At 72.9% G+C, this 16,416-nt stretch carries 8 protein-coding genes; 1 reads left to right on the top strand and 7 read right to left on the bottom strand.

All coding sequences use genetic code 11. From position 1 onward, the window contains the following. Positions 1–5: 5 nt before the first annotated feature. Positions 6–449, bottom strand: a complete 444-nt coding sequence (locus OG878_RS32710; RefSeq protein WP_328890109.1) for a roadblock/LC7 domain-containing protein — start codon at positions 447–449, stop codon at positions 6–8. Further along, entirely contained in the window at positions 446–3,325 is a 2,880-nt protein-coding gene (locus OG878_RS32705) for a sensor histidine kinase (RefSeq protein ID WP_328890108.1), read from the bottom strand. Before OG878_RS32705 ends, OG878_RS32710 begins: the two co-directional genes overlap by 4 nt. Positions 3,326–3,726: 401 nt before the next feature. Here OG878_RS32705 and OG878_RS32700 point away from each other — a divergent pair, with 401 nt between their 5' ends. Beyond that, the gene (locus OG878_RS32700) at positions 3,727–4,170 is read left to right on the top strand and encodes a hypothetical protein (protein WP_328890107.1); all 444 of its coding nucleotides are present in this window, start codon (positions 3,727–3,729) and stop codon (positions 4,168–4,170) included. A gap of 26 nt (positions 4,171–4,196) precedes the next feature. On the opposite strand, the gene OG878_RS32695 is transcribed toward OG878_RS32700, so the two are convergent. From OG878_RS32695 to OG878_RS32675, 5 genes are all read right to left on the bottom strand, one after another. Then, entirely contained in the window at positions 4,197–9,080 is a 4,884-nt protein-coding gene (locus tag OG878_RS32695) for a hypothetical protein (RefSeq protein ID WP_328890106.1), read from the bottom strand. Positions 9,081–9,132: 52 nt separating this feature from the next. Further along, positions 9,133–10,053 (bottom strand): hypothetical protein, encoded by a 921-nt coding sequence (locus tag OG878_RS32690; protein WP_328890105.1) that lies wholly within the window; start codon positions 10,051–10,053, stop codon positions 9,133–9,135. Positions 10,054–10,174: 121 nt separating this feature from the next. Further along, positions 10,175–11,701, bottom strand: a complete 1,527-nt coding sequence (locus OG878_RS32685) for a hypothetical protein (RefSeq protein WP_328890104.1) — start codon at positions 11,699–11,701, stop codon at positions 10,175–10,177. A 159-nt stretch (positions 11,702–11,860) separates the two neighbouring features. Continuing rightward, the gene (locus OG878_RS32680) at positions 11,861–15,514 is read right to left on the bottom strand and encodes a hydantoinase B/oxoprolinase family protein (protein WP_328890103.1); all 3,654 of its coding nucleotides are present in this window, start codon (positions 15,512–15,514) and stop codon (positions 11,861–11,863) included. Then, positions 15,511–16,383, bottom strand: a complete 873-nt coding sequence (locus OG878_RS32675; RefSeq protein ID WP_328891459.1) for an SGNH/GDSL hydrolase family protein — start codon at positions 16,381–16,383, stop codon at positions 15,511–15,513. Before OG878_RS32675 ends, OG878_RS32680 begins: the two co-directional genes overlap by 4 nt. Positions 16,384–16,416: the final 33 nt, after the last annotated feature.

Below are 16,416 nucleotides of genomic sequence, written 5' to 3'. Positions count from 1 at the left end.
TCCACTCACCCTCCGGCGTGCAGACCGGACGTCCGTGGGGCGTTGGCCAGGTGGGCCCCCACTCGCTTGACCATCAGCGTCATCTCGTACGCCACCTGGCCCACGTCGGAGTCGGAGTCGGCCAGCACGGCAAGACAGCTGCCGTCACCGGCGGCCGTGACGAAGAGGAACGCCTCGTCGAGTTCGACGACGGTCTGGCGGACACGGCCCGCGTCGAAGTGGAGTCCGACGCCTTTGGCGAGACTGTGGAACCCGGAGGCGACGGCTGCCAGATGTTCGGCGTCCTCCCGGGTCAGGTCCTTGGACGTGCCGGTGGGAAGGCCGTCGCTGGAGAGCACCAGCGCCTTGCGGATGGAGCCGACGCGCTCGACGAGTTCGTCGAGGAGCCAGTTGAGTTCGCCGGATCCCTGGCGTGCGGCGTGGGGTGCTGCGGCGTTCGGTGCGGTCATCGACCGTCCCCTCCCGGAGTGGTTCCTTGCGCTGTTTCACCGGAGCCGGTCACGTCCTCGGCGTTCTGCCGGCGGCCGCGCTGCCAACCGCGCTGAAGCGATGCCATGCGCGTGCGCACCTCGTCCGCGTCCCGCTCGATGTCCTCGGCGGACTCCGTGCGGGCCGGCTCGGGAACGCGGCCGCCGGAGACGTCGCGCAGCTGCGGAGCGAGGCTGGCCTGCCGGACCCGGCGGGGCAGTCCGTCCACGGTCCCCGGCTGCGAGGACGGTACGGCGGAGCGGGAGGAGGGTGCGGTCGATGGCGTCGACGCAGGCGGTGCCGGCACGGATGCGAGTGCGGACGTGGCGGGCTCGGTCGGTCTCCGGAAGCCGGTGGGCTGCCGGGGTTCGGTGGGCCGCCGGGTCTCGGCGGCGGAGTGCCGGGAGCCGGCGGCGGGCTCCCCGGGGTCGTGCGGTGACGTGCCGGATCCGGCGCGTGAGCGCTCCGGGCCGGTGGTCATGGGATGTGCGCGGCCGGTCTCGCCGGCCCGGCGGCCGCCGATCGGAGTCGGCGGCTTGCGGCGGGGCAGCGGCACCGGGCCGTCCGGGCGCATCGCACGGACGTCGGCCGTGTCATCCGTGGCCTGCTGGTGCTGGTCGCCGTCGCGGCGGACGCCGCGGGCGCGGAAGATGCCGCCGCGCTCGCTCTCCGTGTCGTCGATGTCGGACACCCCGTCGAGTACCGGGGCGAGTACGGGGTCGGTCGCGAAGTCCAGGGTCTCGACCGGGCCTTCGAGCTCGACCGGCCCGTCCAGGACGGACGGGCCGACGCGGCCGGCCGGGACCGGGGCGAGGCTCCTGGGCCCCGCGCCGGCCGTGCTCCGGTCCGCTGCACCGTCCCGTCGGTCCTTGTCGCTGCGCGGGCTCCCGTCGCCCGGCCGGCCGCTGCCGATCGCCTTGTCGGCGCGCCGGTCGAGCCTGAATCCGGAGCCGTGCGTCTCCGGCGCGTCGGTGAGCAGAGCCGCCGGCATGAAGACGACGGCGGTGGTTCCTCCGTACGGAGACGTCTGCAGGGAGACGCGGACGTTCTGCCGTTGCGCCAGTCGGCTGACCACGAAGAGGCCGAGCCGGTCGGTGTCGGAGAGCTCGAAGTCGGGGGTCTCGGCGAGCCGCAGATTGGCGTCCAGCAGGACTTCGGGGGGCATGCCGAGTCCGCGGTCGTGGATTTCGAGGGTGAAGCCGTTGGCGACCCGCTCGCCGTGCACCTGGACGGCGGTGTGCGGGGGCGAGAACACCGTGGCGTTCTCCAGGAGTTCGGCGATGAGATGGGTGAGGTCGGCGACGGCGGGACCGCCGACGCCGATCCGCGGCAGGCGGCGGACCTCGATCCGCTCGTAGTCCTCGACCTCGGCGACCGCTGCCCGCACGACGTCCATCAGCTGGATCGGTTTGCGCCACTGCCGGGACGGCGCCGCGCCGGACAGGATCACGAGTCCCTCGGCGTGCCGCCGCATGCGGGTGGTGAGGTGGTCGAGGCGGAAGAGGTCGGCGAGCTCCTCGGTGTTCTCGGTGCGGCGCTCCATCGCGTCCAGGAGCGTCAACTGACGGTGCAGGAGCACCTGGTTGCGGCGGGCGAGGTTGACGAAGACCTCGGAGACGCCGCGTCGCACGTCGGCCTGTTTGACCGCGGCCTCGACGGCGGCGCGCTGCAGGGTGTTGAGCGCCTGGCCGACCTGGCCGATCTCATCCTTCTCGTAACTGAGATGTGGGGCCTCGGTCTCCACGTCCACGTGCTCGCCCGCGGCGAGGCGGCGCATCACGCTCGGCAGCCGTACGCCGGAGACCTCGTGGGCGTCCTTGCGGAGCCGGGAGAGGTCACGGACGAGTTCGCGGCCGATGCGTACGGAGACGAAGACGGAGACGAGCAGGGCGAGGAAGCCGAGGACACCGGCGACACCGGCCTTGATGAGGACGCTGCGGCCCGCCGGCCTGCTGCGGTCCTGGAGGCGGTTGTTCATCTCGGTCGAGTCGTTGGCCAGCCGGTCGAGGACCGGCGGGGCGACCTCCTGCCAGCGTTCGGCGTCGACCGCACGGGGGGCGCCGGCCGGGCCGGCAGCAAGGATCTTGTTCTCGGCCGTGCGCAGCGGCTCGCTGTCCGGACTCGCCCAGTACTGCTCGACGCGTCGGCGCTCCGCCGGCGGGAGGACGTCGGTGTTGATCTCGTAGAGCAGCTTGCGGTTGGCGACGAGGTCGGAGATCTGCCTCAGTCCGGGGGCGTCGAACCGTCCGGCTATGAGCCCCGAGGCGACCAGTGCGTCCTCCTGGGAGAGCATTTCGCGGGCCTGGGAGATGCCGGCCAGCGCACGCACCTGCTGGTCCATCGACCCGTTCTCCGTCATGTGGAGGCCGGTGAGAAAGTGATAGCAGGGGTCGATGAGACGGTTGTAGAACTCCAGCGCCTGGCCGCGGTCGATGGTGCGCCTCTCGACCGAGTCGCGGAGTGTGCCAAGACCTTCGACCGCACCGAGGACCGCATTGAGCTGCGCCTCGGCATCGGGGCCCAGTGCGTCCCGAATGCCCTTCTGGCGAGCGCTCTCCTTGACGTCCGCCACGACCCGGTCGGTGGCGGCCCGTTGGCGGCGCAGCAGGGGAAGGGCATCGGAGGCGCGGGGGTCCGCGAGGAAGACGAGTGTCCGGCGGCGCTCGTCCTGGATGCCGCGGACGGTGTCCTCGAGGGGTCGGCCGACCTTCTCCACGACGTTGCTCGCGCCCATCAGATCGCCGGCTTCACGGCCGGTCAGGAAGGTGGCGAAGACCCACAGTGCGGTGAGGGAGACGAGCGGCACGAGCAGCAACGCCACGATCTTCCTGCGGATGGACTTTCCGCGAAAGCGCATGGCCTCCCCCAGCTCGGCCCCGCACAGCGGGGTGGTGTTCCGTCAATAAACGGCGCGAGCCTACTACTGCCGCACAGCCAACTCGAAGACACGTCCGGACTGTTTTCAGCCGCGCTCCCGATTGTTGATCACGAGTTGTCATGGCATTCCAGGAGATGAATTCCGCGAAAGCGGCAGAAGAGACCCTACGCAGTCCCGTAACCGCTCAGCCATCAGTTGGCTGGAACTATGCGTTCCATGAGGGATCGGGGGAATCTTCAGCGTCGGCCATTCGTCTGTCTGTACGAGGGATGGGGAGTGCGGAACGCACGTACGGCAGGACGGTGGGGTCCGCCCGCGTAGAAACGGCGCATGCCGGGCAGCAACCCTGAAGTCGGACAGCGGTGGGGAGTTGAGGGTCCTTGGACACGGAAGAGCGTCGGAGCCCGGTGTCGACGGGGAGCGGGGCACGGATCCCACGTCAGCCGTTGTGGGTGGAGGAGCCCGCGATTCGGTGGCGGATGCCGGATCCGGTGCGCACGGCGGCCGTGCGTGCCGTGCTCATCATGTCACTGACGATCATTCAGGCCATGGTGGCTCTGCTGTGCACGATAACGGGCTCCTGGCTGGCGTTCCCCATGCTGCTGAGCAGTGTGGGCAGCACGGTGGTCGCGACCTGGTCGGTGCTGGACGTGTGGGTGACCCGCCAGGTCTGGAATCAGCGCCATGGTGTGGTGTCCGTGCCGAGCAGTTCGGCGCGGCAGCTGCGCCGGGAGCGGCGTGCGGCGCGACGGACGGCCCGGGCGGCGGAGCGGGAGCGCGCGCGGATACGCCGCCGGGGCGCGAGCAGCCTGTCCCGGGCTTGAGCGCGCGCCCCGACGGGGAGTTGGGGTCAGTCGTCGGTCGTGGCGCCGGGAGTCCGGATGGATTCCGGGACCTGCGGGGTCGCAGGGGTCTCCTGCGTCTGCTGAGGGATCCCCGAGGTCCCGGTCACCGCTGACGTCCCGGGCGTCGTCGGGGTGCGCTTGAACATGCGGGTGGCGGTGATCTCGCCGTGCACCGTCTCACCGTTCGGGTCCTGCTGCGGCAGACCGGGGCGCAGATGCTCCTCCACGCTGATGTACTTCAGGCCCGCCCGCAGGTCCGCGTCATTGCGCAACCGGATGACCAGTGGGAATTCCGCGAGGGCCGTCGTGTCGAACAGGCCTGTGGTGTAGAGCAGTTGTACGCCGAGGGCGTCCGACACCGCGCGCTGGAGCTCCAGCAGATACGTGGCGTTGGCGCGGCCGATGGGGTTGTCGAGGAAGAGCGTGCCCGCGTGGCGGTGCTGGTGCCGGTCGCGACCCCGGTCGTTGCTGCGGAGCGCGGCCATCGTGCAGTACAGGGCGATGGCCGCGGTGAGCAGCTGACCACCGGAGAAGACATCGCCCATCTGACCGACCGGGACGCGTTCGGCGCGGAGCACCGCGTCCGGCTTGAGGATCTCCACGGCGATGCCCTTGGGCTCCAGTGCCGCCTGGACGCCGCGCAGCAGGAGGGACATGCCGTCGCGGCGCAGATCGGAGTTCTTCCTGAGAGCGGCGCGGGTGGCCTCGTCGATCACTTCGCCGAGCCGCTCGGTGAGCGTTGCCTGGTCGGGCTCCTCGAAACGGATCCGGAGGAACTCCTGACCGGACCACTCCCCCAGTCCCTCGGGGAGCTGGGAGAGCCGCTGGGCGGAGCGCAGAGTGGTGAGCGCGGACTCCACGAGCCCGCGCAGCCGGTCGACGATGGAGTCGCGGTTGCGCTCCAGCTGGACCAGCTCGTCGGTGAGGACACGGAGCCGGGGGGCGAAGGCGGCGGCCCACTTCTCGGCGTGCTCGGGCAGAGCGGCTGCCGGGAGTTCACGGATCTGCTGGCGGGCCGGGGTACGGACCTGTTCGTAGCGGGTGGAGTTGGCGTGCCGTACGAGCACGTCGCTCGCTTCGCGCACCGCGCTCTCCGCCGCGGAGAGGTCCGCGGCGCAGCCGCGCAGTGAGCGGCGGGTCTCGGCGGCGGACTGCCGTGCCTCGTCGAGGCTGCCGGGGTACGGATCCGGGGACTCGGGATCGTCGTCCGCGCCGTGGTCCCTGAGCAGGTCGCGCAGGAGGGCCGCGGTCTCGTCGAAGCCGCCGGCGGAGGCCTCGGCGGTGCGGTGGGCGTGCAGCAGCTCGCCGTGTACGGCGCGGGCGGTGTCCAGGGCGCCGGTGGCGGTGCCGAGTTCGGCGGTGGCGGTACGCAGGAGGTCCTGGGCCTGCTCGGCGTCGGCGGGGGCCAGCTCGTCGGGGAGCTCGGTGTGGTGGGTCTCGCCGTCGGCCGGGGCCAGGCGCTCGGCCTCGCCGCGCAGCCGGCCGAGCTGCTCGCTCGCCGTGGACGCCCGGGTCTCCAGGAGCTGGACCAGGGACTCGGCGCGGGCGGCGGCAGCCTGCCGGGACGGGCCGTCGGCGCCGTCGGTGCCTTCGAGGAGCTGGGCGGCCCGGCTGCGGACCTTGTTGGTGAGCCGGTCCAGCTCAGCGAGGGCGGCGCTCTCGTCGCTCTCGGCGCGGGCCTGTTCGGCGCGCAGGTCGGCGCCGACACCCACCTTCTCGTACAGCTGGGATGCGGCCCGGTACGCCTCGCGCAGGGCGGGGAGGGCGGGACGCGGGGCGTCGCCCTCGGGCTCCGGGAGGTGCTCCGGGGCACCCGCGATCTCGGCACGTTCGGCCCGCAGGGCGCGGGCGGTGCGGCGGGCGTCGTCGGCGGCGCGCTGGGCGGCCCTGCGGTCCTCGTCGGCGGCGCGGGCCCGTTCCAGGCAGACGGTGGCCCGGGCCTCGGACTCGGCTGCCTCTTCGGTCAGTTCGCGCAGCTTGGTCTGCCAGGCGGCGCGCTCGCGGAGACGGTGGGCCAGGCCGGCGAGGGCGTCGGCGGCGCGACGGGCCCGCTGGGCGGCCTCCTGGCGCTCGTCGCGGACACGGGCGGTGTCCGCGGCGGCTTCGTCGGCCTCGGCGCGCACGGTACGGGCCTCGGCGAGGGTGGCCCGGGACGTCTCGGCGGCCGTGCGGGCGGTGCGCGCGGCTTCGGCGAGCTCGGCGAGCATGCCGGGCGGGCAGTCGGCGCGCCAGGAACCGATGCGGGCGGCGAGCGACCGGTCGCCGGTGAGGCGGGCCGCGAGCGTGCGGATGTCCTCGTCGCGTGCGGCAGCCCGGCTTCTGAGCGCCTGCCGCTCCTCGTCGGCGGCGTGCTCGTCGTGCATCGCGGGGTTCGGCGGGACGAGGAACACCCCGTCCGCGTCGAAGCCGGTTCCGGCCGCCGGTACGGGGGCCAGCAGCGCGGCTGTGGTGCCGACGGCCACGGCGGAGCGCGGCAGCAGGGCGGCGCTGCCCAGGACTTCGCGGGCGCGGGCGTGCGAGTCGGTGTCGGTGATGACCACGCCGTCGACGAGCTCGGGACGGGCTGCGAGCACCGCCGCGTGGTCGGCGGGGTCGACGGCCTGGGCGAGATAGCGCCAGCCGGGCAGAGCGGGGATGCCGTGCTCGCCGAGGTATTCGACGGTGGCGAGGACGTCGGGGCCGGGCGGCAGCAGGCCGCCGTCGCCGAGCGCGCCGAGGATGCGGGAGTCGTCGGCAGCCGCGGTGCGCAGTTCGAAGAGGCGCCGTTCGGCGGCGGCGATGCCCTGATCGAGCAGGTCCCGCAGTTCGTCGGCGCTGCGGTCGAGCTCCTCGGCGGTGAGGGGCCGTTCGGTGGCGACGGCGTGAGCGGCGCCGTCGCCGTGGTCGGCCGCCGGCCGGTCGGATCGGGCGACCGTGGAGTCCTCGTGTCGGTCGCGGGATGCGTCATGAGGACCGGTGGCATGCGCTTCGGCGGTGTCCGCCGCCGTGCCCGTTTCGTTTCCGGCGGTGCCCCGGCGGGGCCGCGGTACTCCGGTGCCGTGAGACTGGGGCAGGCCCAGCAGGTCCGCGAGGCGAGGGTCGGCGGCGATCGACTCGGCGGCCCTGAACTCGGCCTCGTACGACTGTTGCGCCGCCTGCGCACCGTCGGCGGCCCGCGCCGCGGCGAGCTCGGCCCGGCTCTCGGCGGCCGCCGCTTGCCTGGCCCGGTCGGCCGCGCCGACGGCGGCTTCCCTGGCGGTGTTCCACGCGGCGACGGTGGACTTCTCGGCGTCGCTCGCCGCGAGGGCGGCGCGCGCCGGGTCGGCGTCCGGCGCGGTGTTGTCGAGCCAGCCCGCCCGTACGGCCTCGGCGGTCTCCTGCTCGACCTCGGCGAGGCGCTGGCGCAGATGCCCGGCCTCGCTGCGGGCGCGCTGGGCCTCGGTGGCGGCGGTGGTGGCGTCCCGGTGGGCCGTCTCACCTGCGGCCTGAAGGGTGTCGGAGCGCTCCTCCTCCTCGTTGGCCACCTGCTCGCCGGCTTCGGCGGCGGTGTGCAGGGCGCGTACGAGGTCGGCGGCGGCCGTGGCGCGGGCGGCGAGCGCCGGTGCGGCGTCGCGCTCGGCCTCGCGGATGGCGGCGGCGACGCGCGCGGACCGGTCGCCGGCGGCGCGGTGGCGCAGCACGGCTTCGGCTGCCTGCCAGGCGGAGTGCAGGGTGCGGGCGTCGACCAGTTCCCGGCGCTGGGCGGCGGCGCCCTTCTCGGCCGCGGCCAGCGCCAGGGACGCGTGCCGGTAGGCGAGTTCGGCGGCGATGAGCGCGCTGCGGCTGCGGGACTCCTCGGCGGCGGTGACGGTGTGTGCGGCGCCCGTCACCTGCTGGGCGAGGTCGGCGGTGCGGCCGCGCTCCTCGGCGGCGCGGGCGGAGAGCCTGCGCGCGAGGGTACGGGTGCGACGCTCGGCGCCCGCGTGGACGTCACGGGTGCGGGAACGGGTGTCCGCGGCCTCGACGATCCGGCCGAGCAGATCGACCGAGCCCGCGGTGAAGTCGCGTTCCGCGGTGAGTTCGGCCCGGCGGCCCAGCTTGTTGCCGAAGCCGCTGACGAGGTCGGCGAGGCCGTCCGTGTCGCGGGTGTCGGTGACGGCGCGGAGCAGCAGGTCGGTGAAGTCGGAGTCCTTCTTGACCGCGAAGAGACCCGCGGCCTCGCCCTCGTCGGCGTTCATCTCGCGCTGGTAGCGGAAGAGTTCGGGGTCGAGACCGAGGTCGCCGAGGTGCTCGTTCCACCGGTCGTGGATCTCTTCCCAGTACACATCGAGGTGCTGGTAGAACTTGCCCGCGTCCGTGAGGGCGTCCCGGAAGCCCTTCATGGTGCGTCGCCTGCCCTGGGCCCCGGAGGTGCCTTCGACGGGGCGGCCGACGGCGGTGGCCTCGGCGACCGGCAGCGAGTCGAGGCTGAGCCCGGGCCCGGGGCGGAAGGAGTACCAGGCTTCGGCGAACTTCCGCGGGTCGTTGGAGACCTGCCGCCCACGCCACTCACTGACCTTGCCGACGACCACGCACTCGCCGGTGAGGGTGTGCTGCCACTCCAGGGCCACATGGCCGCAGTCGTCGGCGAGCAGGAACTTGCGCAGGACGCCGGAGCTGGCGCCGCCCAGGGTGTTGCGGTGGCCCGGCAGCATCACCGAGAAGATCAGCTTCAGCAGGACGGACTTGCCGCCGCCGTTCTCCAGGAAGAGCACACCGGCGGGCGCGGGGCGGCGCGGCGGGCCGAATGGCTCCTCCTCGAAGAACTCCGCCTGGGCCGGGGCGGGGTGGGGCACGGGCTCGCCCACTCCGCGCAGGTCAAGCACGGTGTCGGCGTAGCGCGCACCGGCAGGCCCGATGGAGTAGAGGCGGACCCGGGACAGCTCGTACATGGCGGCGGACTCTCGTCGTTCGGAAAGCAGAAGTGGGGCGGCGGTGGGGCGCTCAGGCGTGGAAGGGCAGACCTGCGTCGGCCGCCAGTTCCAGGTCGTCGCCGTCGGGCGGCGGCAGCAGCGTCGCCGCGCCGTCGGTGACGGGTACGACGCCGAGCTCCAGCAGTTCGGCCATGGCGGCGGTGCCTGCCATGTCACGGACCTGCAGCTGGTAGCGGGCGGTGGTACGGAATGCGCCTCCGGCGTCGTCCCCGGTGCGCTGGAGGAAACCGGAGTCGGTGAGGAAGGCGACGGCCTTCCCGACGATGCCGGTGGTCGAACCTGCCAGCCGCCGGGCGTCCTTCGTCGCGCCGGTCGCGCTGCGCCGGGCGTAGATCCGCCAGGCCGCTTCCAGGCCGGGGGCGTCGGTCGCCGGGTCGGTGTTGTCGCCGTGCTCCTCGGCGCGCTCCTCCAGGCGGTGGCATGCCTGGCGTACGAACGCGTCGATGCCGTTGACCGTGATCCGGCCGATGTACGCGTCGTCGGCGAGGTCCTCGGGGCGTGGGAAGGCCATGGCGGCGACGGCGAGGTGGGCCAGTCCGTGCAGGAAGCGGTCGGCGGAGTCGGAGGAGGCACGGCGGGCGTAGTCGCCCATGCGGACGGCGAAGACCGAGTCCTCGCCGGCCGTCACGGCCATACCGGCCCGGGTGGACACCTCCAGGACGACGAGTCCGAGTCCGGTGGCCACGGCGTCGGCGAGCCTGGCGAAGGGGGTCTCCTCCCGGTATCGGCGCAGCAGCTCCGCGTATTCGGCGTCGCGGGCGGGCAGCAGCTTGGGCTGCAGCCCGAAGGCGACGAGCCGGGCGGCGTCGGCGGCGTCGGCCGGGGTGACGGCGGTGGGCGCCGCCGTCTCGTGGGCGGCTTCGCCGTCGGTTGCGTACCCGGCGGCCGGCTCGCCCCACGCGTCGGTGTGTTCTGCGCGGTGGTCGCTCACGACGGTCGCTCCTCGGTGCGGAAGTTCGGTGGTACGGGGTGGACGGCGCCGGCGCACGCGGGGGCGCCCGGTCGGCGGTGGGCGGGATGGGGACGCGGGCGGACCCGGCGTCCGCGCCGGGTCATGCCGCCTCCGAGCGGTCCGCGGCCATTCCGGCCGCGTCCAGCAGGGCCATGCCCACGATCAGATCGGCGCCGCCGAACTCCGGGTCGTCGAGCTCGGTCCCGTCGTCGACGGCGAACAGCAGGCGCCGCTCTCCCTGCCGGTAGGCCGTGCCGACCGGCGGGGATGCCGCGTGGACGGCCAGCAGGGCGACCAGATAGGGCAGGTCCGGATCGCGCCGCCGGGCCTCGGCGAGGAGCCCGGAGAGCCTGCGCGGTGCGTCGTGCTCCAGGTCGAGGAGGTCCATGGCGCTCGCCAGTTGCTCCTCGCTGAACCTGCTGTCGTCCGGTGTGGCGATCAGGTCCGGTTCGGGCATCTCGGCGCCCAGGTGCTCCCGCTCGACAGGCGGGGTGAGCAGCATGTCGACCAGGTCGCCCACCCGGACCGACGGGGGCGTGCGCAGCCCCGTGCCGTGGGCGAAGAACGCGTCGGTGACGCGGGTGGCCTGCTCGACGGGGAGCGGCAGCAGCGGGGCGACCAGCTGGCCGTACAGGTCGAGTCCGGTCCTGGCCGTGGGGGTGGCGAACGCCTGCCGGTCCTGCTCGGCGCGGAACAGGGGTCCGGCCTCCAGCAGGCGGGACTGGAGCTGGGTGTGGCGGCGGATGCAGTCCTTGACGATGTCGACGAGCTCGGCGGCGCGGCGCTTGTGCTCCGGGTCCTCCGCCTCGTCCCGGGCCTTGCGGATGTTGGTGAGGATCGCGTTCTCGTGGCGGTAGCGGTCGGCCACGTGGTCCAGCGCCTCGGCGATCATGTCGGGCACGGCGTTGAGCCAGTCGACGGCCCTGACGTTGCGCCGGGTCGCCTCCAGCGTCTTGCGGAGGGTCTGCGCGTACTGCACGGTGCGGTAGCGGGCCTGTTCGGCGGCGAGCTGCGCGTCGGCCAGGCGGCCCCGGCTGATCAGGACCTCCAGTTTCACCTCGGCGGCGATCTGGGCGCTGGTGACGTCCGTGTCGAGGGCTCCGACCAGGACGTTGACCGCTTCGTCGGTGGCCCGCAGATAGACGCTGCCGCCGTATCCCGGTACCTCTTCGATCAGCTTGAAGTCGTAGTCCCTGCGGACATAGACCCCGTCGGGGCCGAAAGTGCCGTACACCGCACGGAAACCGCGGTCCACACTTCCGACGTTGATCAGGTTCTCGAGCACCCAGCGGGCCACCCGCTCATGCTCCGCGGCAGGGCGGCGCGGGGCCTGCGCCGCGACGCGCGGGAGCACCCTGGTCACTATCTGTTCGTGGTCGGCGCCCGTGTCGAAGTCCATGTTGAGCGTGACCAGGTCGATGACGGCGAGCGCCACCTCCGCCATCGCGTAGACCGTGTACTCACCGGCCAGATTCGCCTTGCGCACGTCGAGGTCGTGCAGCGGCGCCGTGCAGGCGAGCGCGCGCAGCCGCCGCGCGAGCCCCTCGTCGGCGGCCGGGCCCGTGGCAGGCCGCGGCCCCGCGCTGAGCTGGGGCGCAGCGTTGTCCGTGTAGGCAGGCGAAGTCACGCTGCACAGATTAGGTCCTCACACTGACAACGGTCGAAACGGCGCAGAAGCTACCGGTTGCCCCATCGCCGGCCGGACCTCACCTCGGCCGGCCGCAGCGCGGCGGAACGTGACAGGCACCACTCCGCGGCCGTCCGGGCGTTCGCAGCCCCACGGAGGTCACGCAGGTTCCGACGCCGACGGGTCCCCGCGCCGCCGTGTCCCGTAGCCTCCACCGCCCGGTGTGCGCAGGACCAGCACATCGCCGGGGCCCAGCTCCGCCGTGTCGCACCCCTTCAGCGAGGTGACCGCCTGCCCGCCGGCACGCTCGATGTGCTGGCTGCCCAGCGCGCCCGGTTCGCCGCCCGCCATGCCGTACGGCGGGACCCGGCGATGCCCGGACAGCAGCGCCACCGTGACGGGTTCGAGGAACCGGAGTCTGCGCTCCACCCCACAGCCGCCGTGCCAGCGGCCCGCTCCCCCGCTTCCTTCGCGCACCTGGAAGCTCTCCAGCAGCACCGGGTAGCGCCATTCGAGGACTTCGGGGTCGGTGAGGCGGGAGTTGGTCATATGGGTCTGCACCGCGTCGGTGCCGTCGAAGCCGTCGCCCGCGCCCGACCCGCCGGCCACCGTCTCGTAGTACTGCACACGGTCGTTGCCGAAGGTCAGGTTGTTCATGGTGCCCGAGCCCTCGGCCTGGACGGCGAGCGCCGCGTACAGCGCGCCCGTGACGGCCTGGGAGGTCTCCACATTGCCCGCCACGGTGGCCGCGGGGTGGACGGGCGCCAGCATCGAGCCCTCCGGGATCCTGACCTCCAGGGGTTCGAGGCAGCCGCTGTTGAGCGGGATGTCGTCGGCGACCAGGGTCCGGAAGACGTACAGCACGGCGGCCATGACGACCGACTTCGGGGCGTTGAAGTTCCCCGGCTGCTGCGGTGACGTGCCGGTGAAGTCGACGACAGCGCTGCGGGTGGCACGGTCCACGGTCAGCGCGACCTCGATCACCGCACCGTTGTCGGTCTCGTAACGGTACGAACCGTCGTGCAGTTCGGTGATGATCCGGCGTACGGACTCCTCGGCGTTGTCCTGCACATGGCCCATGTACGCGTCGACGACCTCGTGGCCGAACTGGTCGACCATGCGCCGCAGTTCCGCGATGCCCTTCTCATTGGCGGCGATCTGGGCGCGCAGGTCGGCGAGATTGGTGTCCGGGTCGCGCGACGGGTACGCGGCGCCGGTGAGCAGTTCCCGGGTCTCGGCCTCACGGAACGTGCCGTCCCGCACCAGCAGCCAGTTGTCGAACAGCACCCCTTCCTCGTCGATGGTGCGGCTGAAGGCGGGCATCGACCCGGGGGTGATGCCGCCGATCTCGGCGTGATGGCCGCGTGACGCCACCAGGAACCGCAGCCCGGGGCGACCGTCGCCGGGCGTCTCGCGGCTGTCGAACACCGGCGTCACGACGGTCACATCGGGCAGATGCGTACCGCCGTGGTACGGGTCGTTGATGGCGTACACATCCCCGGGGCGCATCGTGTCGCCGTTGCGCCGCAGCACCTCCTTGATGGACTCCCCCATCGAGCCGAGGTGCACCGGAATGTGCGGGGCGTTGGCGATCAGATTGCCGGCCGCGTCGAACAGAGCGCAGGAGAAGTCGAGCCGCTCCTTGATGTTGACGGAGTGGGCGGTGTTCTCCAGGCGTACGCCCATCTGCTCGGCGATCGACATGAAGAGATTGTTGAACACCTCCAGCATGACGGGGTCCACCCGCGTCCCGATCGCGGTCCGGCCGGGGCGCGGACGGGCCCTGGTCAGCAGCAGATGGCCGGTGTCGCCGATGGTGGCCTGCCAGCCCGGATCGACGACGGTCGTGGCGTCGGCCTCGGCGATCACGGCGGGACCGGTCACGGTGTCCGACGGGTGCAGGGCCGCGCGCCGGTGGAGCGGGGTGTGCTGCCATCTGCCTTCGGCGAACATCCGTACCGTGTCGTGCGGTTGCGGTGCGCCCTCACGGGCCGACCGGTCCACCGGGTGCGGTACGTGACGGCCGGCCGCGCCGGTCGCCTCGACCGACATCGTCTCGACGAGCAGGGGCCGGTCCATGGTGAAGCCGTAGCGGGCGCGGTGTTCCGCCGTGAACGCCTCCGTCATCGCGGGCGCGGTGTCCAGGTCGACGGGCAGGCTCGCGTCCGTACCCGCATAGCGCAGGAACACCCGTGCGTGTGTACGGATCGCGCTGTCCCGGAGGCCGTCGGTGCGCAGTTCGGCGCGGGTGCGGGCGGCCAGTTCCCCGTGGAGCTCGGTCAGCCGGGTCCGTGTCCCCTCGTCGTCCAGTTCGGCCTCGACCGACTGCTCGCGCATGGCGCTGGCGTCGGCGAGACCGATGCCGTAGGCGGACAGCACCCCGGCCAGGGGCGGGACGAGGACCGTGTCGACGCCGAGTGCGTCGGCGACGGCGCAGGCGTGCTGGCCGCCCGCCCCGCCGAAGGAGGTGAGGGCGTAGCGGGTGATGTCGTGGCCGCGTTCCACGGAGATCTTCTTGACCGCGGTCGCCATGTTGAGCACGGCGATCTCCAGGAATCCGGCCGCTACCTCGGCGGCGGTACGGCGTGTTCCGGTGGCCCGGGCCACCTCGTCTGCGAGTTCGCCGAAGCGCTCGCGCACCACATCGGCGTCGAGCGGAAGATCTCCGTCCGGCCCGAAGACGGCGGGGAAGTGCGCGGGCTGGACCCGGCCGAGCATCACATTGGCGTCGGTGACGGTGAGCGGCCCGCCGCGGCGGTAGCAGGCCGGGCCGGGGACCGCGCCCGCGGAGTCCGGTCCCACCCGGTAGCGCCGGCCGTCGAAGTGCAGGACGGAGCCGCCGCCTGCCGCGACGGTGTGGATGTTCATCATGGGGGCGCGCATCCGCACCCCGGCCACCTGGGTGCCGAGCTCACGCTCGAACTCGCCCGCGTAGTGCGACACATCGGTGGACGTACCGCCCATGTCGAAGCCGATGACGCGGTCGAAACCCGCCTGTTCCGACGTACGGGCCATGCCGACGACACCGCCCGCCGGGCCGGAGAGCACGGCGTCCTTGCCGCGGAAGTGCGCAGCCTCGCGCAGTCCGCCGTTGGACTGCATGAACATCAGCCGGATGGCGTCCAGTTCACCGGCGACCTCGTCGACGTACCGGCGCAGGATCGGCGACAGGTAGGCGTCGACGACCGTGGTGTCGCCGCGCGGCACGAGCTTGATCAGCGGGCTGACCTCATGGGAGCAGCTGACCTGGGTGAAACCGGCCTCACGGGCCGCGGCGGCGACCGCCGTCTCGTGTGCGGGGTGCCGGTAGCCGTGCATCAGGACGACCGCCGCGCTGCGGAATCCGTCGGCCCACGCCGCTCTCAACTGCTCCGCCGTCGCTGCCAGGTCGAGGGGCGCGACGGTCCCGCCGTGCGCATCGATCCGCTCCGGGACCTCGATCACCCGGTCGTACACGGACTCCGGCAGCAGGATGCGGCGGTCGAAGAGGCGCGGCCTGTTCTGGTACGCAATGCGCAGGGCGTCCCGGAATCCCTCGGTGATGACCAGGACGGTCGGCTCGCCGCGCCGCTCCAGCAGCGCGTTGGTGGCGACGGTCGTACCCATCTTCACACTGCGGACACGGTCGGCGGGCACCGGGTCGGTGGGGCCGAGCCCCAGCAGCAGGCGGATCCCGGCCACGGCGGCGTCCCGGTAGCGGTCCGGGTCGTGCGAGAGAAGCTTGCGGGTGACCAGGCGACCGTCCGGATCGCGGCCCACCACGTCGGTGAACGTGCCCCCACGGTCGATCCAGAACTCCCAGCGTCCAGTCACCCCTCCATACTGACGTGCCGTACGGACGCCGGGGTGGACGGCTCGGCGGGCAGCGTCGGGAACGTGACGGTGGCGAGCGCGCTCTGCAGCGCCAGGTCGGCCCGCCGGTCCAGCTGTCCGGTCGTGCCGCGCGCCCAGTGGCGCACCTCCGCTCCTGCCAGGCACAGCAGTTGCGGCAGCAGATCGGTGCTCCGGCGCACCAGCCATCCGGTGCCGGCCGTGGCCAGCCAGAGCAGCGAGTCGGCGCGGCTCGGCGGCGGCTGCTCCGGCTCGCGCCGGGGCGGGGCGCCGTGGGCGGCGAGCAACGCGTGGAAGCCGGCTGCGACGGTGCGATGGCCGCGCTCGGCCGGATGGAGCCGGTCGGCACTCCACAGCGAACGGTCCCGGATCCATGCCCCGTCCGAGGCGTGCAGATGGACGGCGTCGTAGCGTGCGGACAGCGCGTGGACGACGGAGTTCACCGCCCGCTGCCGCCGGGCCAGCGGGCGGCCGAGCGGAGCAGGCAGCCCGAGTACGGCGCCGGGGTCGGGCAGACAGGCCGTCAGCAGCACGGCTCCGCCCTCCGTCAGGAGCGCGCAGGCCTCGTCGAGCCGCCGGGCGAGGAGCCGGATGTCGAACGACCGGCGCAGCGTGTCGTTGACGCCGACGACGACGGACGCGAGGTCGGGCCGGAATGCGGCGGCAGCCGGGGCCTGCTCGTCGCGGACATCGCCGGCGAGCGAGCCGCTGACGGCGAAATTCCGGAACTCGACGCCCCGGCGGCCGTCACCGATCCCCTCCGCGAGCAGCGCGGCCCAGCCGCGCCGGCCACCGGGGACGGGATCGCCGATTCCTTCGGTGAACGAGTCCCCGAGTGCGGCGAAGCGGATCGGCGGACGGACGGCGACGGGCCGCCCCGGTGG

Origin of the sequence: Streptomyces sp. NBC_00316, assembly GCF_036158715.1 — a bacterium.
In the GTDB taxonomy this organism is placed as follows: Bacteria; Actinomycetota; Actinomycetes; order Streptomycetales; family Streptomycetaceae; genus Streptomyces.
This window is presented reverse-complemented; position numbering and strand designations above follow the sequence as displayed.

What these genes read in the sequence shown, in the direction of transcription:
- OG878_RS32710 (WP_328890109.1), bottom strand. Translation starts at nt 449, where the DNA reads ATGACCGCACCGAACGCCGCAGCACCCCACGCCGCACGCCAGGGATCC.
- OG878_RS32705 (WP_328890108.1), bottom strand. Translation starts at nt 3,325, where the DNA reads ATGCGCTTTCGCGGAAAGTCCATCCGCAGGAAGATCGTGGCGTTGCTG.
- OG878_RS32695 (WP_328890106.1), bottom strand. Translation starts at nt 9,080, where the DNA reads ATGTACGAGCTGTCCCGGGTCCGCCTCTACTCCATCGGGCCTGCCGGT.